This window comes from Brevundimonas sp. Br13 (genome assembly GCF_055391505.1).
On sequence record NZ_AP044008.1, the window covers coordinates 961,783 to 980,682 of the forward strand.

Genomic DNA, 18,900 nt, shown 5'->3' on the forward strand with positions numbered 1-18,900 from the left:
CATGCTCAAGCTATCGCGCTTCAGGGCCTTGGAAAAAAGGGAGCTGTCGCTTCGGCGGCAGTTCCTTCAATGGGATGTTGCTGCACAGGTTTTCGGTAGCCCCTCACCAGACGAAATCCGAGCCTATTGCGTGTTGTTTCACGCGGAAATTGAAGCGTACGTCGAAGATGTCGCTAAGGACGGTATCGAGTATTCCAAGGGCTTGCTTAGGGACAAAAACGTAGCAAACGGAGTTCTTTTTAGTCTCGTTGCCGGCATGCACGACGTTTTTGGCGATCAGGCGATCTCTGATGAAGATCGTCTATCTGCGGCGCGCACCCAAAAACCAAAAAGTAAGTTAGAATGGGTCAACCTTTGCGGCAAGCAAGGACACCAAATTATTGCTTCAAATCACGGGATCAAAGAAGAGAACATCATTCGTATGTTCCGTCCTCTCGGCGTGGATCTTGGCGCGCTTGATTCAGTCTGGCTTGCCGAGATGACACAGATGGGTGCTGCTCGGGGAAGCATCGCTCACGACACGCTGAAAATTCAGGCGGTACCAAATCTGACAGATTTGAAGACACGAGTAGATCTCATCATGAAGGGCTGCGACGAGCTACGTCAGGCGATGTTGAGTGTCTGCAAGACAACAGTTCCGGCGACCGTGGCCTTAGCCGGGGCCGCTGCAGCCACCTAGACCTTCACCTCCACCACCCCGCCCCCGGCCCGGAACTTCGCGCTCATCTCCGCCATCCCGGCCTCGGCCTCCGCCAGGCTCGCCCCCGCGTCATTCTGCGCCGCCGCCGCATCCCGGATGTCCTGGCTGATCTTCATCGAGCAGAACTTCGGGCCGCACATGGAGCAGAAGTGGGCGGTCTTGTGGGCCTCCTTGGGCAGGGTGGCGTCGTGAAACTTGCGGGCGGTTTCGGGGTCCAGGCCTAAGTTGAACTGGTCCTCCCAGCGGAACTCGAACCGGGCGCGGCTCAGGGCGTCGTCGTGCAGCCGGGCGGCGGGGTGGCCCTTGGCCAGGTCGGCGGCGTGGGCGGCGATCTTATAGGTGATGACGCCGTCCTTGACGTCCTGACGGTCCGGCAGGCCCAGATGCTCCTTGGGCGTGACGTAGCAGAGCATGGCCGTGCCGAACCAGCCGATCATGGCCGCCCCGATGGCCGAGGTGATGTGGTCATAGCCCGGCGCGATGTCGGTGGTCAGCGGCCCCAGCGTATAGAAGGGCGCCTCGTGGCAGTGCTTCAGCTGCTCGTCCATATTCTGTTTGATCTTGTGCATCGGCACATGGCCGGGGCCTTCGATCATCACCTGGCAGCCCTTGGACCAGGCGATCTGGGTCAGTTCGCCGAGCGTCCGCAGCTCGGCGAACTGGGCCTCGTCATTGGCGTCGGCGATCGAGCCGGGGCGCAGGCCGTCGCCCAGGCTGAAGCTGACGTCATAGGCCCGCATGATGTCGCAGATGTCTTCGAAATGCTCATACAGGAAGCTCTCCCTGTGGTGGGCCAGGCACCATTTGGCCATGATGGAGCCGCCGCGCGAGACGATGCCCGTCACCCGCTTCGCCGTCATCGGCACGAAGGGCAGGCGCACCCCGGCGTGGATGGTGAAATAGTCGACGCCCTGTTCCGCCTGTTCGATCAATGTGTCGCGGAACACCTCCCAGGTCAGGTCCTCGGCTATGCCGCCCACCTTCTCCAGCGCCTGATAGATGGGCACGGTGCCGATCGGGACGGACGAGTTCCTGATGATCCAGTCGCGGATGTTGTGGATGTTGCGGCCCGTCGACAGGTCCATGACGTTGTCCGCGCCCCAGCGGGTGGCCCAGACCAGCTTGTCGACCTCGTCGTCCACGGAGGACAGGACCGCGCTGTTGCCGATGTTGGCGTTGATCTTCACCAGGAAGTTCCGGCCGATGATCATCGGCTCGACCTCGGGGTGGTTGATGTTGTGCGGGATGATGGCGCGGCCGCGGGCGATCTCGGAGCGCACGAACTCGGGCGTCACATAGTCGGGGATGCTGGCGCCGAAGGCTTCGCCGTCGCGCTCCAGTGGCGAGTGGCGAGTGGCGAGTGGCGAGGTCGATGCGGGAAGCGGCACGGTCGAACCGTCGGCCAGGGTGATGGCCTGTCCCTCGCTCGCCACTCGCCACTCGCCACTCGCCACTGCCTCCCGCCGCAGATTCTCCCGGATCGCCACATATTCCATCTCGGGCGTGATGATCCCGGCCTTGGCGTATTCGTACTGGGTGACGGGGCGGCCGGGCACGCCCTTGAAGACGCGGTGGTTGGAGGTGTCGAAGCGGGGGGCCAGGTGGCGGCCCGAGGCATGGCCGTTGTCCTCGGGCTTGACCTCGCGCGGGTTCAGGACGGGGGCGATGTCGCCGCGGTCCAGCTGCCAGCTGGTCTTCACATGCGGCAGGCCCTTCTTGATGTCGATCGTGACGTTCGGGTCGGTATAGGGGCCCGAGGAGTCATAGACGGTGACCGGCGGCTCGTTCGCCGACGGGTGCAGGGCGATCTCGCGGAAGGGGACGCGGATATCCGGATAGAGGACGCCCTGGACATAGACCTTGCGCGACCCGGCCCGTTCGCCGGTCGGGATACGGCCGGTCTCAGCCTCGACCGCCTTGCGCGCCTCGGCCAGGGCCAGATCCACATTCGGCTCTTCGGGCAGGGCGGGCGGGGTGACTTGGATGTTCATGGCGGCCTCAAACGGTTTGAGGTCCGCCGACGTCGGGCGCGAGGGTCCTGTGGCGCATGGACCTAAAGCGTACTCATCCCTTCGCCGGCATGACCCGGATCAGGTTCGACGGGTCAGAGGAGGAACCTCTATCTCAGCCGCTCGATTGCGACACCCCGGAGAACGAGGCTCAGGGTGACGCCGGGGGAGGCGGACGTCAAGCCGGGCGGGCGGCGCCGGAAAAAGACGCCCCTTCCCACAGGCTTAGCCATGAAACGGACTTGCCCCCCGGCGTTCGGGCGGCCAAACCACGGGGGTGACTGTCCAATCCCTGATCATCGACTGCGACCCCGGCGTGGATGACGCCGCAGCGCTCTTCCTGGCCTTCGCCGCCCCCGAGCTGGAGCTGCTGGCCGTCACCACCGTCGGCGGCAACGTCCCCGCCCATCTGACCCAGCGCAATGCGCGCATGCTGCGCCAGATCGCCGGTCGCGAGGACGTGCCCGTCTATGGCGGGGCCGAACGGCCGCTGAAACGCCCGCCCGCCGGCGCCGGCGAGTTCCACGGGGCGGAGGGGCTGGGCGACCTGGAGCCGTTCGAGCCTCACGGCATCATCGGCGACGGCCCGGCCGCCAACGCCATCGTCGACCTGGTGATGAAACGGCCCGCCGGATCGGTGGCGATCGCCGTCCTGGGGCCGATGACCAATCTGGCCCTGGCGATGAAGCGCGAACGGCGGCTGGCCGAACACCTGGGGCCGGTCGTGGTCATGGGCGGGGCGCGGTCGGAGGGCGGCAACATCACGGCTTCCGCCGAGTTCAACATCTGGGCCGACCCGGATGCGGCGGCCGTGGTCTTCGGCTCGGGCTGTCAGGTGATCGCCTTCGGCCTGGACGCGACGCATCAGGTGCGGGCCACCGAGGCCCGCATCCGCGCCATAGAGACGATCCGCACCGAACCGGCCCGCACCACGGCCGCCCTGCTGCGCTTTTCCCAGAGGACTGAACGGACCCTGGTCGGCTGGCCCAGCCCGGACTGGGGCGCCCCCCTGCACGACCCCTGTCCGATCGCCTGGCTGATGAAGCCCGACCTGTTCAGCCTGAAGCCCTGCCGGATCGAGGTCGAGACCGGATCGGACCTGACGCGCGGCCATACGGCGGTGGAGTTCCGGGTCGATCCGGAGACGGCCCGCCATCGCTGGGCGGTCGCGGCGGACGCTCAAGGGGTGTTCGACCTGATCGCCGAAACCCTGAAGGGCGCTGAAGGGGCGCGCGGGGGATGAGGATCACCGTCGTCGGCTCGATCAATCTGGACCTGGTGGCGACGGCGCCCCGGCTGCCGGCGCCGGGCGAGACGGTGACGGGGGCGGCGCTCGCCCGCTATCCGGGCGGCAAGGGCGCCAACCAGGCCTATGCGGCCGAGAAACTGGGCGCCGAGGTCAGCCTGATCGGCCGGGTCGGAAACGACGCCATGGCCGGCGAGGCCCTGGCCCTGATGTCCGAGCTTGGCGTCGATCTGGCGGGGGTGGAGGTCGATGTGGCGGCGCCCACGGGCGTCGCCCTGATCGCCGTCGATCCGACCGGCGAGAACCAGATCGTGGTGGCGGCCGGGGCCAATCATCTGGTCACGCCCGAACAGCTGCCCCAGCGGATCGAGGGCGCCCTGATCGTGCAGCTGGAGCTGCCGATCGAGACGGTGGAGGCGGCGGTCGGTCGGGCGACCGGCTTCGTCTGCGCCAATCTGGCGCCCGCCCAGCCCGTTTCGGAGGCCCTGCTGCGCCGCGCCGACCTGATAGTGGTCAATGAGACCGAGGCCGCCTTTTATGGCGAGGCCCTGCACCGGGGCGGCGGCCGGGTGGTGGTGACCCAGGGCGCTCGCGGGGCGGTGATGTATCAGCGCGGCGTTCAGACGGCCTGGGCCGAGCCGCCCGCCGTCCAGGCGGTGGATGCGACGGGCGCGGGCGACGCCTTCGTCGCCGCCATCACCGTGGCCCTGCTGGAGGGGATGGAGCCCGCGCAGGCGCTGCGCTTCGCCTGCGCGGCCGGGGCCTTTGCGGCGACGCGGCCGGGGGCCCAGCCGTCGGCGCCGGAACGGGATCAGGTCGAGGCGCTGCTGGGAGGGTGAGGGGGGCGGGCCCCCTCCGTCTCTTCGCTGCGCTCAGAGCCACCTCCCCCAAGGGGGGAGGATTGGGGTTGCCGCCATCGTCTGGCTGTCGTTAGTCTGGCGCTTAAATCAGTGGGGACTTCAGACGATGATGATGCGTGTTCGCGGTTCCGGCCTTGCGCTGGCGGCGGTGTTGCTGGCCACGACGGCGAGCGGGGCCCTGGCCCAGTCCGCGGCGCCCGGCCAGACGACCTATCAGCAGCCGCCGTCCCCCATCGCCGACATTCTGGACGCCAAGCCGACGCCGTCGTCGATGCTGAGCCCGGACCGCAAGACCCTGGTCCTGATGGACCGGTCGAACCTGCCCAGCATCCAGGCCCTGGCCGAGCCGATGCTGCGGCTGGCGGGGTCGCGGATCAATCCGCGCAACAACGGGCCGGCCGAGAGCCGGGTCTCGTGGCTGACGGGGCTGACGCTTCAGGCCGTGGACGGAGGATCGCCCCGGGTCGTGGCCCTGCCGGCGGGGGCGCGGTTCACGGGGGCGCGCTTCTCGCCCGATGCGAAACACCTGGCCTTCGTCATGGACCGGCCGACGGGGCTGGAGCTGTGGGTCGTGGACGTGGCGAGCGCGCAGGCGCGCAAGCTGACCGAGCCGGTGGTCAATATGACGGGCGGGGCCGGCTATGACTGGCTGCCGGACAGTTCGGGCCTGCTGGTCGAGGCGGTCCCGGCCGGGCGGGGGGCTGCGCCGGACGTGACGGCGGCGCCGACCGGGCCGAACATCGAGGAGACGGCCGGGCGCGCGGCGCCGGTCCGGACCTATCAGGACCTCTTGTCCAATCCGGGCGACGAGGCCCTGTTCGACCATTATTTCACCAGCCAGCTGACCCTGGTCCCGCTGAACGGCCGTGTACGGACGATCGGCGCGCCGGCCGTCTATCTGGACAGTTCGGTCTCTCCCGACGGCCGCTATATTCTGCACGAGATCGCCAAACGGCCCTATTCCTACGCCGTGCCGGCGGGCCTGTTCCCGACCGAGATCGTGGTGACGGACATGGCCGGGCGGGTGGTGCGGACCGTCGCCGACTTGCCGCTGAGGGACGATGTGCCGACCGCCTTCGACGCCGTGGCGCCGGGGCCGCGGTCCGTGGGCTGGCGGGCCGATGCGCCGGCGACCCTGACCTGGGTCGAGGCCCTGGACGGCGGGGACATCCGCAATCAGGCCGAGTTCCGCGACCGGGTCTTCATGCAGGCCGCCCCCTTCACGGCCGAGCCGGTCAAGCTGATCGACCTGAAGGAGCGGTACGCCGGCATCGTCTGGGGCAAGGATGACTTGGCCGTCGTCAACAGCCGCTGGTTCAACACCCGGCATGAGAGCCGCTTCGTGGTCGATCCGTCCAAGCCCGGCGAGGGCCGGCTGCTGCTGGAGCGGAACTATCAGGCCCGCTACGACAATCCGGGCCAGCCGGTGACCCAGCCCAATGCGGCGGGACGTCCGGTGATCCGCTTCACCCCCGACGGCAAGATCCTGATGCAGGGGGCGGGCGCCACGCCCCAGGGCGAATTCCCCTTCCTGGCCGCCCTGGACCCGGCGACGGGGCGCAGCGAGCGGCTGTGGACCTCGGCCCAGACCGACTATGAATATGTGGTCGGCTTCCTGGATGCGGACGGCAAGCGGGTGGTGACCCAGCGCTAGACGCGGCTGGACCCGCCGAACCTGCAGATCCGCGACCTGACGACGGGCCAGACCACGGCCCTGACGAACTTCCCCGATCCGGCGCCGCAGCTGGCGGATGCGACGCGCCAGCTGGTGACCTATGAGCGGGCCGACGGGGTCAAGCTGTCGGGAACCCTGTATCTGCCGGCCGGCTATGACAAGGACCGCGACGGGCCCTTGCCCATGCTGATGTGGGCCTATCCGGCCGAGTTCACCGATGCGGCGGTGGCGGGCCAGACGGTGGACGTTCAGAACCGGTTCGTGCGACCGGGCGGGTCCAGCCATCTGTTCCTGCTGACCCAGGGCTATGCGATCTTCGACAACCCCTCCATGCCCATTATCGGCAAGGATGGGGCAGAGCCGAACGACACCTATGTCGAACAACTGGTCGCCGACGCGAAGGCTGCGGTCGATGCGGTGGTCGGCATGGGGGTGGCGGATCGCGACCGGATCGCCGTCGGCGGCCACAGTTACGGCGCCTTCATGACGGCGAACCTCTTGGTCCATTCGGACCTGTTCCGGACCGGGATCGCGCGGTCGGGCGCCTATAACCGCACCCTGACCCCGTTCGGCTTCCAGTCGGAACAGCGCAACTATTGGGAGGCGACCGAGGTCTATACGGAGATGTCGCCCTTCACCTACGCCGACCGGATGAATGAGCCGATCCTGCTGATCCACGGCGAGGCGGACGACAACTCCGGCACCTTCCCGGTCCAGTCCGAGCGTTTCTATGCGGCGCTGAAGGGGCTGGGGGCGACGGCGCGTTACGTCACCCTGCCGCTGGAGGCGCACGGATACCGCGCGCGGGAATCGGTGGGCCACACCCTGTGGGAGATGACCCGTTGGCTGGACCTGTACGTGAAGAACGCGCCGCCGAAACCGGCGGCGAACTGAGCGATCAGGGCCTGGACGCCGCAGCTTCGGCTGCGGCGTTGACGGCGGCGAGGCGAGCGTCCTGTTCCGCCTGGGGCGGGACGCCGAAGACGGCCCGCAAGCTGTCGGGGACCAGGGCGCGATCGTAAGGTTCCAGGGTCGCCGGGGCGTCGCGGGTCTTGCGGGTCTGGGTGCCGTAGATCTGGGGCTTGTCCGTCATCTGCAGATAGCGGTCCAGGGTGGCGGCGGCGATCCAGGCGGCGTCCGCATCGCCCTTGGCCACCGCTGCGACGGCCAGGCTGTGGGCCAGCAGATAGTCCTCGGGCGTCGAGCCGTGCTGGAAGACGAAGGCGGCGGCGCGATAGTCGGCGCCGGTCTTCAGCGCCCCGGCGTCCAGCAGGGCGCGGGTCTGAACGCGCCGGGCGGCGTCGGCGGCGTGCATCTGCTCGACGAAGGCGCGGTCGCGAAACTTCTGGGGGTCGATGTTCTGGCGGACGGCCTGGTCGGCGGCGAAGATGGCCGCCATTTCGGCATTGTCCTGCCCCCGGGCGTTGTCGGATGGGGCGTCCTGGGCGAAGGCCGGGGCGGCGAAGGCGAGGACGACGGCCGACATGGCGGCGGCCAAGGACGGGCGGGACAGGCGCATGGTAATCTCCGCTGAAGCTTGGGCCGGGATTGGCGCTCGGCTTTGCGGCGGAAAACGGGCGCCGGAATTACCGTCTCTTCACGGGCGAACGATCAGCCGCACCACCTCCCCGGCGTGAAGCCGGTCGAAGCCGGCGTTGATCTCGTCCAGCGGGATGACGCCGCTCATCAGCCGGTCCACCGGCAGGCGGCCCTGGCGGTAGAGGGCGACATAGCGGGGGATGTCGCGGCTGGGGACGCAGGTTCCGATGTAGGAGCCCTTCAGGGTGCGTTCCTCCCCGACCAGGGAGACGATGTTGACGGCGAGCGCCGCCTCGGGCGGGGGCAGGCCGGCGGTGACGGTGGTTCCGCCGCGCCGGGTCATCTTCCAGGCGTTCTCCAGGGCGCGGGCCGAGCCGGCCATTTCGAAGGCGAAGTCGGCGCCGCCGTGGGTCAGGGCGCGGACCTGGTCGACGGCGCCGGGATCGGCGGCTTGGACGGTGTGGACGGGCCCCAGGGTGCGGGCCAGGGCCAGTTTCTCTTCCGACAGATCCACGGCGACGACGGGCGAGGCGCCGCAGGCCAGGGCGCCCAGGACGCTGGCCAGGCCCACGCCGCCCAGGCCGATGACCACGACGCTCTGGCCCGCCTTGACCCCGGCGGTGTTCACCACGGCCCCGACGCCGGTCAGGACGGCGCAGCCGAACAGGGCCGCCTCCTCGAACGACAGGTCGGGGTCGATCTTCACCAGGGACCGGCGCGAGACCACGGCCCGTTCGGCGAAGGCGGAGCAGCCCAGGTGGTGGTTGACCGGCTCGCCTTCGCGAAAGAGGCGGCGGGCGCCGGACAGAAGCTCGCCCCGGCCGTTGGCGGCGGCGCCCGGCTCGCACAGGGCGGGACGGCCGCCGGCGCACGGGTCGCAATGGCCGCAGGACGGCATGAAGACCATGACGACGTGATCGCCGACAGCCAGGTCCGTGACGCCGTCGCCCAGGGCCTCGACCACGCCTGCGGCCTCATGCCCCAGGGCCATGGGCAGGGGGCGGGGACGGTCGCCGTTGATGACGGAAAGATCCGAATGACACAGGCCGGCGGCCTTGACGGCGACCAGGACCTCGCCGGGGCCGGGTGCGGCCAGCGTCACAGTCTCGAGCGACAGGGGGCGGCTGTCGCCATAGGGAAGGGCGGCGCCGCTCCTCGACAAAACAGCCGCGCGGGTCGTGATGCTCATAGTCAAGCTTCTCCTTGCGCTATCGCCGAGGACGCGGTCGTCAGCCGCCTGAGCGCTTGTGATCGTCCGCCTACCGATAGGCGCTTGACGCCGCGTCGTCCAAGCCCGAGCGTCACCTGGACGGCGACACGGACGATCGCCGGGGAGGATGATGACGATGCCGAAGACGGAACTGGGCGCCCTGGCCGAACGCGCGACCTATCGCGCCTTTCACATGGTCTCGACCCGCTGGGCCGACAACGACCAGTACGGCCATATCAACAACGCCAAATTCTACGAGTTCGTCGACTCGGCGGTGAACGCCCATCTGCTGATCGCCAACGCCCTGGACGAGTCCATCGGCCTGGTGGTGGACAGCGGCTGCCAATACACCTCGGCGCTGAAGTTCCCCGATGTGATCGAGGTGGGGATCAAGGTCGACCGGATCGGCACCTCCAGCGTCACCTACGGCTTTGCGGTCTTCAAGCGCAGCACCGACGTGCCCGCCGCCGTCGGCCATTTCGTCCACGTCTATGTCGACGCCGAAACCCGCCGCCCCAAGCCCCTGCCGGCGAAACTGAGGGCGGTGGTGGAGAATCTGAAGGCGGGGTGAGGCCGCGCTGACAGGTCGTATTACCGAAGCTTCATTGGCCCCGCGCGGGGCGGCGTGGTGGACTGGGGGCCTATCGGAGCAGCTCGCATGACGTTTCGCCTTCCTGTCGGTTCGGCCGGCGCCCTTGCGCTGGCCTGCGTCGCCGTCTGGACGCCGCTCGCCGCCTGTTCGGCCCAGCCTGTCCAGAGCGCGGCGACGGAGCCCTCACGGGGGACGGCGATCTTGGGCGAAGCGGCGATCCTGGCGGCGGCCGCCGCGGAGGTGACGCCGCTGATGGCGGATGGGCGCTATCAGTCCGTGTCGGGCGCCGTGGTCTATCAGGGGCGGGTCCATACCTTCCACTACGGCCGATCGCCGTCCGGGCGGGCGCCGGACGACCAAACCCTTTATGAGATCGGCTCCCTGACCAAGACCTTTACCGGCCTGCTGCTGGCCCAGGCGGTGCGCGACGGCAAGGTCGCGTTGGACGCGCCGGCCGCCCTCTATCTGCCGCAGGTCGATCCCTCGCGGCTGACCCGCAACGGCAAGCCCGTCACCGTCCGTCATCTGGCCACCCACATGTCGGGCCTGCCGATGCTTCTGGCGTGCGAAGACCAGCCAGCCGATCCGGCCCGCATCGCCTGTCTGGCGGCCCATGACGATCGGGATTTTCTGAGGCGGCTGAACGCGGTCGAGCTGCGGTCCGATCCCGGTGAAACCTATCTGTACAGCAACGCCGGCGCCCGGCTGATCGGCCTGATTCTGGAAGGAGTCTACGGCGCCCCCTATCCCGAACTGGTGCGGCGGTTCCTTCAGACCCGCGACGGGGGGATCGACGTTCGATGCGGCGCTGCGGTCGAGGATCCCGCGCGTCTGGCGGTGCGCGACCGGGCCGCCGAAACCTGCGACGGGGCCGGCGGCCTGGTCGCCACGACCGCCGACATGGGGCGATATCTCGCCCTCTACTTCGACCGGCGGGACCCGATCCCCGCCCAGGCGACGACGCCCCTGTTCCAGGACGGCGACTTCGGCCGCGCCTATTTCTGGAACACCTACAGACCCGAAACCGAGGGGCAGCTGTACCATGGCGGCGGCACCTTCAACACCTCGTCCTGGATCTCGCTTTATCCGCGCCAGGGCCTGGCCGTCTTCCTGATCTCGCCAACGGTGGCTGAGGGCGCCCAAGGCGCGCTGAACGAAAGGGCCAACGCCATTGCCGACCGCGTTCGGGCGGCGGCGGGCGAGCCGCAGGCTGGGCGCTAGGCGACACGACGGCCCTAAGCTTCGGGTCGCCTGATGTGGGACTGGTGCGCCACCAAAGCCGCCCGTCTTTGAAGCTGAGAATATACGGCCGAGCTCATGCCGGAAGCGGCGAGCCTTTGTCGATCTTCTCGCTTGCTGGTTGCCGAAAGGATCACCAAATGGAGGTGAGGATCAAGGAGACGTCATCAGATGCTGAACCCGTATGAGGCCGTTCTGGCTCTTCAGAAGCTCATTCTGCTTCACCACAAGCCGCGCGACGGCGACGAACTTAGTCCCTTCATTGTCTGCTTCGACAAGGATGGTACAGCGCTGGATATCGGTGAAGTTTCAGCGGCGCATCCAAAAGAGATGGTCGGGAATTTGGAGACATGGACCCCGACGCCCGGCGCCGGCTATTACGCCCACATTCGGCAGAGTGGTTCGAATACCAATAGACACACCGGATCCGTCACGCGCTGGGAGGTCGAAGGGCCCGACTGGAACGCCTTCGTCGATGTGTATGAACCTCTGAATCAGAGCATATCGGCCGCAGTGAACATACCCTCGTTGACGGTAGGAGCCCTGACCTTTTTGGAGCGTTATCGCGCGGTTTGAGAGGAGTCGACGGTTTTCCTTGGGCTCTGAGGGGCCGTCTGCCATCGCCTCATCTCGGACAAGGCACGGCGCCAATCTGAGGCCCCCGCCCTAGCCAATCGGCCCTGCGCGTGAGAACGTTCCCACAAAAGCGCGTGGAGGAACGCCATGAGGACGGGATGGATCGCGGTCTTGGCCGCGAGCGCGGTGCTTTGCGCCGGCGGCGCGGCGGCCCAGACGGGCGGTTTCCTGCGGGCCGAAGGGGCGCGGATCGTCGATGAGACGGGGCGGCCCGTTGTTCTGCGCGGCATGGGTCTGGGCGGCTGGGTGCTGCAGGAAGGCTATATGCTTCAGCTCGGCGCCCTGGGTCAGCAGCATGTGATCCGGGGGCGGATCGCCGATCTGATCGGCGAGGAGAAGACCGAAGCCTTCTACGCCGCCTGGCGCGCCAACCATACGACCAAGGCCGACATCGACGCCATGGGGCGCTGGGGATTCAACTCGGTGCGGCTGCCGATGCATTACGACCGGCTGACCCTGCCGGTGGATCAGGAGCCGGTCGCGGGGCGGGACACCTGGAAGGAGGAGGGCTTCGCCGAGATCGACGCCCTGCTGGCCTGGGTCAAGGCCAATGGGATGTACCTGATCCTGGACCTGCACGCCGCGCCGGGCGGGCAGGGGAGCGACCTGGCCATATCGGACCGGGATCCGGCAAAGCCGTCGCTGTGGGACAGCGCGGAGAACCGCAGGAAGACCGTGGCCCTGTGGCGGCGGCTGGCCGAACGCTATGCGGACGAGCCGGCCATCGGCGCCTATGACCTGATCAACGAACCCAACTGGGATTTCGAAAAGCCCGGCGGCGGCCACGGCTGCGAGCAGACGGCCAACGTCCCGCTGCGGTCGCTGATGATGGAGATCACAGCGGCGATCCGCGAGGTCGATCAGCGGCACATGATCGTCATCGAGGGGAACTGCTGGGGCAACAACTATCGCGGCGTCACGCCTCTGTGGGACGACAATACGGTCATCAGCTTCCACAAATATTGGAACGCGACTGACCGGGCCTCGATCGCCGAGATGCTGCGGTTGAGAGAGGAGACCGGCGCGCCGCTGTGGCTGGGCGAATCCGGCGAGAACTCCAACACCTGGTTCACGCAGACCGTGGCCCTGGTCGAGGGCGAGGGGATCGGCTGGGCCTTCTGGCCGCTGAAGAAGATCGGCTTCAACCAGCCGCTGGAGATCAAACCCAATCCCGGCTGGGCGCGGCTGGTCGCCTATTGGACCGGCAAGGGAGAGCGGCCGTCGGCGGCGGAGGCGGAGGCGACCCTGATGCGGCTGGCGACCCAGGACGTCCGGTTCGAGAACACCGTCAAACATCGCGACGTGGTCGACGCCCTGCTGCGCCGGCCCCATTCGGACGCGGCGGTCCCCTTTGCCGATCACCGCATCGGGACGTCGGGGGCGACGATTCGGGCGGCGGACTATGACCTGGGCCGGGCGGGCGCGGCCTGGTCGGACGTCTATGATTCCGACATCGACGGGCCGGGTGAGCGCGTGCCCTGGTGGAACACCGGCCGGACCTTCAGGAACGACGGGGTGGACATCGCCGTGGTCGAGGGCGAGCCGGTCGTGGCCGAGTTCGAGACGGGGGAGTGGCTGCGCTATACCGTGACGGCGGAAACGGCCGGGACGCGGGCGCTTACGGTGGTCGGAACCGGCGGCCGGGTGTCGGTGTCGCTGAACGGCGGCGCGGCGACGCCGGTCGATCTTCCGGCGGGCGACGGCTGGGGCCAGGCGACGACGCCGGCCCTGTCCTTTCTGGAAGGGACCAACACCCTGATCGTGCGGGCGGAGGATTGCGAGGACTGCCGGGTAAAGGCGTTTCGCGTGGAGCCTTGAGCGTCGGTCGAGCCCGAGGATCACGGCGGGAGCGTTGCTGCGCGCCGAAAGGGCTGGTCCCGGCTTTCGCCGGGATTGGCGGAGAGGCTGACTTCAGTCGTCCAGCTGTCCCGTCAGGAACAGCACGCCCACCGCCGTCAGGGCGCCCAGGGTGAAGGCGGCGATGATGGAGCCGGCGGCGACGGCGGCGGGGACGGTGACGGGGCGGGCCTCGTACCATTCGACGATGTCGGCCTCGTGCAGGTCGTCGTCGGCGCGGCCCTCGGCTTCATAGATGTCGGTCGCGTTCATCGGGGGCTCCTTATCGGCTTCAGGGATCAATACCCCCAAATGGTTGAGGTTCCACTGCGCTTCGACGCCGTCGCGGCGGCGTGACAGCCTGCCGCGCATCGGCTAGGGAGCGCGGCTCAGGTTTCAGACTGTCGAAGACGATCCCCATGGCCGGCCACTCGAAATTCAAGAACATCATGCACCGCAAGGGGCGCGCGGACGCGCAGCGCTCCAAACTGTTCTCCAAACTGTCGCGCGACATCACCGTGGCGGCCAAGTCGGGCCTGCCGGACCCGGCCGCCAATCCGCGCCTGCGCCTGGCCATCAACAACGCCAAGGCCGAAAGCCTGCCCAAGGACGTGATCCAGCGGGCGATCAACAAGGCCTCGGGCGGCGACGTGGATACGATGGAAGAGGTCCGCTACGAGGGCCGGGGCCCCGGCGGCGTCGGCATCATCGTCGAGGCCCTGACCGACAACCGCAACCGCGCGGCCTCCAACATCGGCACGGCCTTCAAGAAGAACGGCGGCGCCCTGGGCGAGATGAACTCGGTCGCCTTCATGTGGGACAAGGTGGGCAAGATCGTCTATCCGGCCGAGGCCGGCACAGAGGACGCCGTGATGGAGGCCGCCATCGAGGCGGGCGCCCAGGACGTCGAGAGCGATCTGGTCAAGCCGGACATCTATGAGGACGCGCCGGGCCACACCATCTGGACCGCCTATGAGGACCTGAACGAGGTGGCCGAGGCCATGTCCAAGGTGCTGGGCGACCCCAAGTCCACCGCCATCGTCTGGAAGCCCCAGTCGGAAGTGACGGTGACGGGCGAGGCGGTCGGAACCCTGTTCAAACTGCTGGACGCCCTGGACGCCGAGGACGACGTGTCCGCCGTCTATTCCAATGAGGATATTTCCGACGAGGATGCGGCGAAATACGCCGGCTGATCGGCGAACGCGGGTCTCGACTTGGACGGCTCCCTCGGATTAACCTTTCGTCAACGTTTGGGGAGCGGCTGATTCGACCTGAGGTCGCGTCGCCGCTCTGGGGCGAGGACGAGGGGCGCGATCATGAAGCTGACCAGAATAGACCGGGTTCTGTCCCGCAGCGGCAAGGCCCAGGGCAATGAGGCCCCGGCCGCCGCCCCCGCTTCGCGGGCGGAGGAGCAGGACGTCGCCGGCCTGATCGGCGAACGGTTCGAAACCATCCAGGACAGTCTGGATCAGCTGGCCGAAATGGCCCAGCGGTTCGGGACCTTCGAGACCCTGCTGGGCCAGCTGCGCGATCCGCTGGAGGCCGAGTTCCGGTCGCGACGCGACAACCACGTCGAACTGGTCAATCTGCGCAACGCCCATGACGAGGCGGCCCGGCAGCTGGGTCTGGCCAACGCCGAGGTGCGCCGCCTGTCCGAGGCCCTGGCGGAGGCCGAGGCCAAGGTGGACGATCTGGAGGCGCGCGGCGCCGAGAGCGCGGCCAATCTGCAGGAGGCCCGGGTCGAGATCGGCCGGCTGCGCGCCGACCTGGCCCAGTCCGCCACCCGGATCGAAGGGTTCGAGGCGGTCGATCGCGCCGCCGTCCAGCGCATCCGCGAACTGGAGCAGGACCAGGAGTCGCTGCGCATACAGCTGACCCAGGCCGAGACGGCGCGGTCCGAGCTGGAGGCCGCCCGCGCCCAGATCCAGCGCGACCACGCCCTGGTGCTGGAAGAGAACACCGTGCTGCGCCGCCGCGTGGACGAGGTGGGGACCGAGGTAGCCGCCCTGGCGCGGGCCGCAGCGACCGGCGAGGGCCAGCTGGCGACCGAACGCGCCCGCGCCGCCTCCGAACAGGCCGAGGCCGCCCGCGCCATCCGCACTCTGGAAAGCCAGGTCGAGGCCGCCCGCGCCGAGGCCGCCTCCCTGACCGCGCGCCTGGACACGGCCACGGCCCGGGCCAACGGCCTGGAGGTGCTGAACAGCGAACTGACCTCGCGGCTGGGCGAACTTCAGACCGGGGGCCATGCGGCCGAGCGCCGGGCGGACACGCTGCAGATCAATCTGGACCGCGCCGTGGAGCGGGTGCGCGCCCTGGAGAGCGAGATCGAGGAGGCGCGTCAGCGTCAGGCCGCCATGGAGGTCGCCCGCGTGGCGGCCGTGGACCGCGCCGACGCCCTGGCCAAGGCGGCCGCCGGCCACGACAAGGCCATCGCCCGGGCCGAGGACCGGATGGTCAAGCTGCAGGCCAAGCTGAGCGCGGCCCAGGACGAGCATGAGAAGCGCGTCCAGACCCTGAACCAGCAGATCAGCGCCCTGCGCGAAGATCTGGAAAGCGTGCGGGCCGAGGCCGCCATGTCGGCCGCCGCCCTGGACGCCGCCCGTCGGGGCCGGGGCGGCCGTCCCAGCATCGCCGACGCCGCCGCCCAGCTTCAGGCCATCGTCGGCTGATCGTCCGAAATAGGACGCGCCCGGAACATTCGGGCGCTCCCGTCGCTTGATCGGCATGATGAGCGACCTGTTGAACGGCGCGCTCTGGCCGATCCTCGGGGCGGTCGTTGCCGGCGGGACGATCGGGCTGGAGCGCGAATGGCGCGGCCGCGCGGCCGGGTTCAGAACCCACATCCTGGTCAGTCTGGCCTCGGCCCTTCTGATGCTGGCGGCCATGCGCCAGGCCGACTGGGCGTTCCGCGCCCTGCCGGATGAGAACATCGTCACCGATCCGACGCGGATGGCCCATGGGGTGCTGACCGGCATCGGCTTTCTGTGCGCCGGAGTGATCTTCCGCACCGGATTTTCCGTGCACGGCCTGACCACGGCCGCCTCCCTGTGGATCACCTCGGCCATAGGGCTGCTGTTCGGGGCGGGGCTTTACGGCCTGGGCGCCCTGGGGACCGGGGTTACGGCCCTGATCCTGGGGGGACTGCGGCTGATCGACCTGCGCCTGCCCGACCGCAAGGTGGTGGATGTGGTCGTGGTCTGGGACCGGGCGGCCCCGTCGCCGGAGGATCAGGTCCAGGCGGCCATTCGCGCCATCGACCCCCAAGCCCATTCCGGGCGGCTGGAGCTGATCCACGACGGGCGCAGAATCCGGCGATCCTGGCGGCTGAAGGCGGCGACGGACGATGAGCTGGAGCGGCTGGCCGGCCTGTTGTGCGCCGCGCCGGGCGTCGCCGCCTATCGGCTGAATCCGCGCGACGGCTGAGCGGGGCGGGAACCGTCGCGGGCCGCGCGGATTAGCCGGTGGACCGTCAGACCCGCCATGCCCGGCGCCGGTCGAAGGATGCAGACCCCGATGGACATCACCCAGCTGATCTTGGACGACCACGCCGAACAGCGCCGCCTGTTTTCGATCATCGAACAGATCGACCCGAAGGACGTGGACGCCCTGAGCGCGGTCTGGCTGAGGCTGTCGGCCTTTCTGGACGTCCATGCCGAGGCCGAGGAGCGGTTCTTCTATCCCGACCTGATCAAGCTGGGCGAAGGCGCCAATGACGCCGACGACGGGACGGCAGAGGGCGAGACCGAAGACGCCATCGAGGACCACAACAAGCTGCGCGATGCGGTCAAGGCGGTGGAACGGCATCCGGTCGGCAGTCCGGACTGGTTCGCGGCGGTGGGTCGGGCCAATGTGGTCAACTCCAAACATATGGGCGAGGAGGAGCGGCAGGGCCTGACCGACTTCCGCCTCAACGCCGACGTGGCCCTGCGGCACGACCTGGCGGTCCGGTTCGCCGCCTTCGAGGCCGAACACATCACAGGGGTGAAGCCGGTCAACAAGCACCCGGACGCCTATGTGGAGGCCCACGGCTGAGGTCGATCGGGCCGGGTTTCTGAAGCTGTTCATTGCCCGCTAACCCTCTTTGCGGCATGAGGGGAACGGATGGCGAACGAAACAGTCAGAATCATCGGCCTGGACCCCGGTCTGCGACGCACCGGCTGGGGCGTGATCACAGCCGACGGCGCGCGCCTGCGCTGGGTGGCGCACGGGGTGGTGGCCCCGCCCGAGGCCGCGCCCTTTTCCGAACGTCTGCTGTTCCTGTTCGAAGCGCTGGGGACCATCTTGGCCGACCACGGCTGCGAGGAGGCGGCGGTGGAGGAGGTGTTCGTCAACGTCAACCCGTCCTCGACCCTGAAGCTGGGCCATGCCCGGGCGGCGGTCATGCTGGCGCCGGCCCAAAGGGGCTTAAGGGTCGCGGAATATTCGCCGAACCTGATCAAGAAGGCCGTGGTGGGCGCCGGCCACGCTGACAAGGGCCAGATCGGCTTCATGGTCAAACGACTGCTGCCGACCGCCGGGGATGTGAAGGCGGACGCCGCCGACGCCCTGGCCGTGGCGATCACCCATGCGCAACTGAGGAAACGGTCCTTGCTGGAAGCCATGCACCGGGGGGCGGCGTGATCGGGCGGTTGAGAGGCGTGCTGGCCGAGGTCGGGGAGGCGGACTGCCTGATCGACTGCGGCGGGGTGGGCTATGTAGTGTCGTGCGGGGCGCGGACCCTGGGCCGGCTGCCGGCGCCGGGGGACGAGACGACCCTGCATGTCCATTCGCAGTGGAGCGAGGATGCGGGGCCGCGCCTGTATGGATTCCTGACCCGCGACGAGCGGCGGGCCTTCACGACCCTTTTGGCCATTCAGGGCGTGGGGCCCAAGGCGGCCCTGGCGGTGCTGGACGTGCTGCCGCCCGGCGAACTGGCGTCGGCTGTGGCGCGCGAAGACAAGGCGGCGGTGGCGCGGGCCAACGGCGTGGGGCCGAAACTGGCGCTGCGGATCGTCACCGAGCTGAAGGGCAAGCCCCTAAGCAGTATAGTGGGTGACGTCAGCTTTGCGCCGGCCGCACCCGGCATGCACGTCGAGATCGCACCGCCGGTTCCGTCCATCACCGGCGAGGCCGTGTCGGCCCTGCTCGGGCTGGGCGTCGCCGAGGTCAATGCGCGCCGCGCCGTGGATCAGGCGTTGATCCGTTTGGGCGAAGAGGCCGAACTGTCGGCGGTGATCCGCGCGGCCCTGCAGGAGCTGGGGCGGTGATTGGAAGGGAGTGGCGAGTGGCGAGTGGCGGGTGGCGAGCGCTGTCGTGTGGCCGCACCGGACTGTACGCCGCTTTTGCCGATGATGGGCTGAAAGCGGGGCGGCTTTCTCG

General features: G+C 68.5%; 19 protein-coding genes and 1 riboswitch. Of the genes, 15 read left to right on the forward strand and 4 right to left on the reverse strand.

Annotated features, from left to right (window positions below; all coding sequences use genetic code 11):
- Nucleotide 1: 1 nt before the first annotated feature.
- Nucleotides 2–679: a HEPN domain-containing protein gene (locus ACZ5M6_RS04710; protein WP_464159797.1), complete on the forward strand. Its 678-nt coding sequence runs from the start codon at nt 2–4 to the stop codon at nt 677–679.
- Here ACZ5M6_RS04710 and thiC read toward each other — a convergent pair.
- The gene (gene thiC / locus ACZ5M6_RS04715) at nt 676–2,691 is read right to left on the reverse strand and encodes a phosphomethylpyrimidine synthase ThiC (RefSeq protein ID WP_464159798.1); all 2,016 of its coding nucleotides are present in this window, start codon (nt 2,689–2,691) and stop codon (nt 676–678) included. The two genes, ACZ5M6_RS04710 and thiC, sit on opposite strands and share 4 nt — an antisense overlap.
- Before the next feature lie 58 nt (nt 2,692–2,749).
- Nucleotides 2,750–2,859: riboswitch (TPP riboswitch) on the reverse strand.
- A gap of 127 nt (nt 2,860–2,986) precedes the next feature.
- On the opposite strand from thiC, the gene ACZ5M6_RS04720 reads away from it, so the two are divergent.
- The 4 genes from ACZ5M6_RS04720 to ACZ5M6_RS04735 all read left to right on the forward strand — a co-directional run bounded on the left by ACZ5M6_RS04720 (nt 2,987) and on the right by ACZ5M6_RS04735 (nt 7,384).
- On the forward strand, nt 2,987–3,952 hold the full coding sequence (locus tag ACZ5M6_RS04720; RefSeq protein ID WP_464159799.1) for a nucleoside hydrolase: 966 nt from the start codon (nt 2,987–2,989) through the stop codon (nt 3,950–3,952).
- Nucleotides 3,949–4,794 (forward strand): ribokinase, encoded by an 846-nt coding sequence (locus tag ACZ5M6_RS04725; protein ID WP_464159800.1) that lies wholly within the window; start codon nt 3,949–3,951, stop codon nt 4,792–4,794. Before ACZ5M6_RS04720 ends, ACZ5M6_RS04725 begins: the two co-directional genes overlap by 4 nt.
- 127 nt (nt 4,795–4,921) lie before the next feature.
- Entirely contained in the window at nt 4,922–6,469 is a 1,548-nt protein-coding gene (locus ACZ5M6_RS04730; protein ID WP_464159801.1) for a TolB family protein, read from the forward strand.
- Nucleotides 6,470–6,583: 114 nt separating this feature from the next.
- Nucleotides 6,584–7,384, forward strand: coding sequence for an alpha/beta hydrolase family protein (locus tag ACZ5M6_RS04735; protein ID WP_464159802.1), 801 nt, complete (start codon nt 6,584–6,586; stop codon nt 7,382–7,384).
- A gap of 4 nt (nt 7,385–7,388) precedes the next feature.
- On the opposite strand, the gene ACZ5M6_RS04740 is transcribed toward ACZ5M6_RS04735, so the two are convergent.
- Together ACZ5M6_RS04740 and ACZ5M6_RS04745 are read right to left on the reverse strand one after the other, a co-directional pair.
- Nucleotides 7,389–8,009, reverse strand: a complete 621-nt coding sequence (locus ACZ5M6_RS04740) for a hypothetical protein (RefSeq protein ID WP_054764692.1) — start codon at nt 8,007–8,009, stop codon at nt 7,389–7,391.
- A 78-nt stretch (nt 8,010–8,087) separates the two neighbouring features.
- Nucleotides 8,088–9,218, reverse strand: a complete 1,131-nt coding sequence (locus tag ACZ5M6_RS04745; protein WP_464159803.1) for a zinc-dependent alcohol dehydrogenase family protein — start codon at nt 9,216–9,218, stop codon at nt 8,088–8,090.
- A gap of 157 nt (nt 9,219–9,375) precedes the next feature.
- On the opposite strand from ACZ5M6_RS04745, the gene ACZ5M6_RS04750 reads away from it, so the two are divergent.
- The 4 genes from ACZ5M6_RS04750 (at nt 9,376) to ACZ5M6_RS04765 (ending at nt 13,524) form a co-directional block, all read left to right on the forward strand.
- On the forward strand, nt 9,376–9,810 hold the full coding sequence (locus ACZ5M6_RS04750; RefSeq protein WP_182714881.1) for an acyl-CoA thioesterase: 435 nt from the start codon (nt 9,376–9,378) through the stop codon (nt 9,808–9,810).
- A gap of 87 nt (nt 9,811–9,897) precedes the next feature.
- Nucleotides 9,898–11,052 (forward strand): serine hydrolase domain-containing protein, encoded by a 1,155-nt coding sequence (locus tag ACZ5M6_RS04755; RefSeq protein ID WP_464159804.1) that lies wholly within the window; start codon nt 9,898–9,900, stop codon nt 11,050–11,052.
- 189 nt (nt 11,053–11,241) lie between these two features.
- Nucleotides 11,242–11,646, forward strand: a complete 405-nt coding sequence (locus tag ACZ5M6_RS04760) for a hypothetical protein (protein WP_182714879.1) — start codon at nt 11,242–11,244, stop codon at nt 11,644–11,646.
- A 147-nt stretch (nt 11,647–11,793) separates the two neighbouring features.
- Nucleotides 11,794–13,524: a cellulase family glycosylhydrolase gene (locus tag ACZ5M6_RS04765; protein ID WP_464159805.1), complete on the forward strand. Its 1,731-nt coding sequence runs from the start codon at nt 11,794–11,796 to the stop codon at nt 13,522–13,524.
- 93 nt (nt 13,525–13,617) lie between these two features.
- Here ACZ5M6_RS04765 and ACZ5M6_RS04770 read toward each other — a convergent pair whose 3' ends face one another.
- Nucleotides 13,618–13,815, reverse strand: coding sequence for a hypothetical protein (locus tag ACZ5M6_RS04770; protein ID WP_054764699.1), 198 nt, complete (start codon nt 13,813–13,815; stop codon nt 13,618–13,620).
- A 146-nt stretch (nt 13,816–13,961) separates the two neighbouring features.
- On the opposite strand from ACZ5M6_RS04770, the gene ACZ5M6_RS04775 reads away from it, so the two are divergent.
- The 6 genes from ACZ5M6_RS04775 (at nt 13,962) to ruvA (ending at nt 18,788) form a co-directional block, all read left to right on the forward strand.
- Nucleotides 13,962–14,735, forward strand: a complete 774-nt coding sequence (locus tag ACZ5M6_RS04775) for a YebC/PmpR family DNA-binding transcriptional regulator (protein ID WP_182714877.1) — start codon at nt 13,962–13,964, stop codon at nt 14,733–14,735.
- Nucleotides 14,736–14,858: 123 nt separating this feature from the next.
- Nucleotides 14,859–16,211 carry a hypothetical protein gene (locus ACZ5M6_RS04780; RefSeq protein WP_348683859.1) on the forward strand — a complete coding sequence of 451 codons (1,353 nt, stop codon included), beginning with the start codon at nt 14,859–14,861 and terminating at the stop codon, nt 16,209–16,211.
- Between the two features lie 55 nt (nt 16,212–16,266).
- Complete coding sequence (locus ACZ5M6_RS04785; protein WP_464159806.1) at nt 16,267–16,965, forward strand: MgtC/SapB family protein; 699 nt, start codon at nt 16,267–16,269, stop codon at nt 16,963–16,965.
- A gap of 78 nt (nt 16,966–17,043) precedes the next feature.
- A complete protein-coding gene (locus ACZ5M6_RS04790) occupies nt 17,044–17,574 on the forward strand; it encodes a hemerythrin domain-containing protein (RefSeq protein ID WP_464159807.1) in 531 nt (176 codons plus the stop codon).
- 69 nt (nt 17,575–17,643) lie between these two features.
- Nucleotides 17,644–18,162, forward strand: a complete 519-nt coding sequence (ruvC, locus tag ACZ5M6_RS04795) for a crossover junction endodeoxyribonuclease RuvC (RefSeq protein WP_191555016.1) — start codon at nt 17,644–17,646, stop codon at nt 18,160–18,162.
- Nucleotides 18,159–18,788, forward strand: a complete 630-nt coding sequence (ruvA, locus tag ACZ5M6_RS04800) for a Holliday junction branch migration protein RuvA (RefSeq protein ID WP_054766827.1) — start codon at nt 18,159–18,161, stop codon at nt 18,786–18,788. Before ruvC ends, ruvA begins: the two co-directional genes overlap by 4 nt.
- The last annotated feature ends 112 nt before the right edge of the window (nt 18,789–18,900 follow it).

Excerpts from the sequence above, each read along its gene's own strand:
- ACZ5M6_RS04740 (WP_054764692.1), bottom strand. The coding sequence starts at position 8,009 with ATGCGCCTGTCCCGCCCGTCCTTGGCCGCCGCCATGTCGGCCGTCGTC.
- ACZ5M6_RS04785 (WP_464159806.1), top strand. The coding sequence starts at position 16,267 with ATGATGAGCGACCTGTTGAACGGCGCGCTCTGGCCGATCCTCGGGGCG.
- ACZ5M6_RS04750 (WP_182714881.1), top strand. The coding sequence starts at position 9,376 with ATGCCGAAGACGGAACTGGGCGCCCTGGCCGAACGCGCGACCTATCGC.
- thiC (WP_464159798.1), bottom strand. The coding sequence starts at position 2,691 with ATGAACATCCAAGTCACCCCGCCCGCCCTGCCCGAAGAGCCGAATGTG.
- ACZ5M6_RS04745 (WP_464159803.1), bottom strand. The coding sequence starts at position 9,218 with ATGAGCATCACGACCCGCGCGGCTGTTTTGTCGAGGAGCGGCGCCGCC.
- ACZ5M6_RS04730 (WP_464159801.1), top strand. The coding sequence starts at position 4,922 with ATGATGATGCGTGTTCGCGGTTCCGGCCTTGCGCTGGCGGCGGTGTTG.
- ACZ5M6_RS04790 (WP_464159807.1), top strand. The coding sequence starts at position 17,044 with ATGCAGACCCCGATGGACATCACCCAGCTGATCTTGGACGACCACGCC.
- ruvC (WP_191555016.1), top strand. The coding sequence starts at position 17,644 with ATGGCGAACGAAACAGTCAGAATCATCGGCCTGGACCCCGGTCTGCGA.
- ACZ5M6_RS04765 (WP_464159805.1), top strand. The coding sequence starts at position 11,794 with ATGAGGACGGGATGGATCGCGGTCTTGGCCGCGAGCGCGGTGCTTTGC.
- ACZ5M6_RS04760 (WP_182714879.1), top strand. The coding sequence starts at position 11,242 with ATGCTGAACCCGTATGAGGCCGTTCTGGCTCTTCAGAAGCTCATTCTG.
- ACZ5M6_RS04770 (WP_054764699.1), bottom strand. The coding sequence starts at position 13,815 with ATGAACGCGACCGACATCTATGAAGCCGAGGGCCGCGCCGACGACGAC.
- ACZ5M6_RS04780 (WP_348683859.1), top strand. The coding sequence starts at position 14,859 with ATGAAGCTGACCAGAATAGACCGGGTTCTGTCCCGCAGCGGCAAGGCC.
- ACZ5M6_RS04725 (WP_464159800.1), top strand. The coding sequence starts at position 3,949 with ATGAGGATCACCGTCGTCGGCTCGATCAATCTGGACCTGGTGGCGACG.
- ACZ5M6_RS04755 (WP_464159804.1), top strand. The coding sequence starts at position 9,898 with ATGACGTTTCGCCTTCCTGTCGGTTCGGCCGGCGCCCTTGCGCTGGCC.
- ACZ5M6_RS04775 (WP_182714877.1), top strand. The coding sequence starts at position 13,962 with ATGGCCGGCCACTCGAAATTCAAGAACATCATGCACCGCAAGGGGCGC.
- ACZ5M6_RS04710 (WP_464159797.1), top strand. The coding sequence starts at position 2 with ATGCTCAAGCTATCGCGCTTCAGGGCCTTGGAAAAAAGGGAGCTGTCG.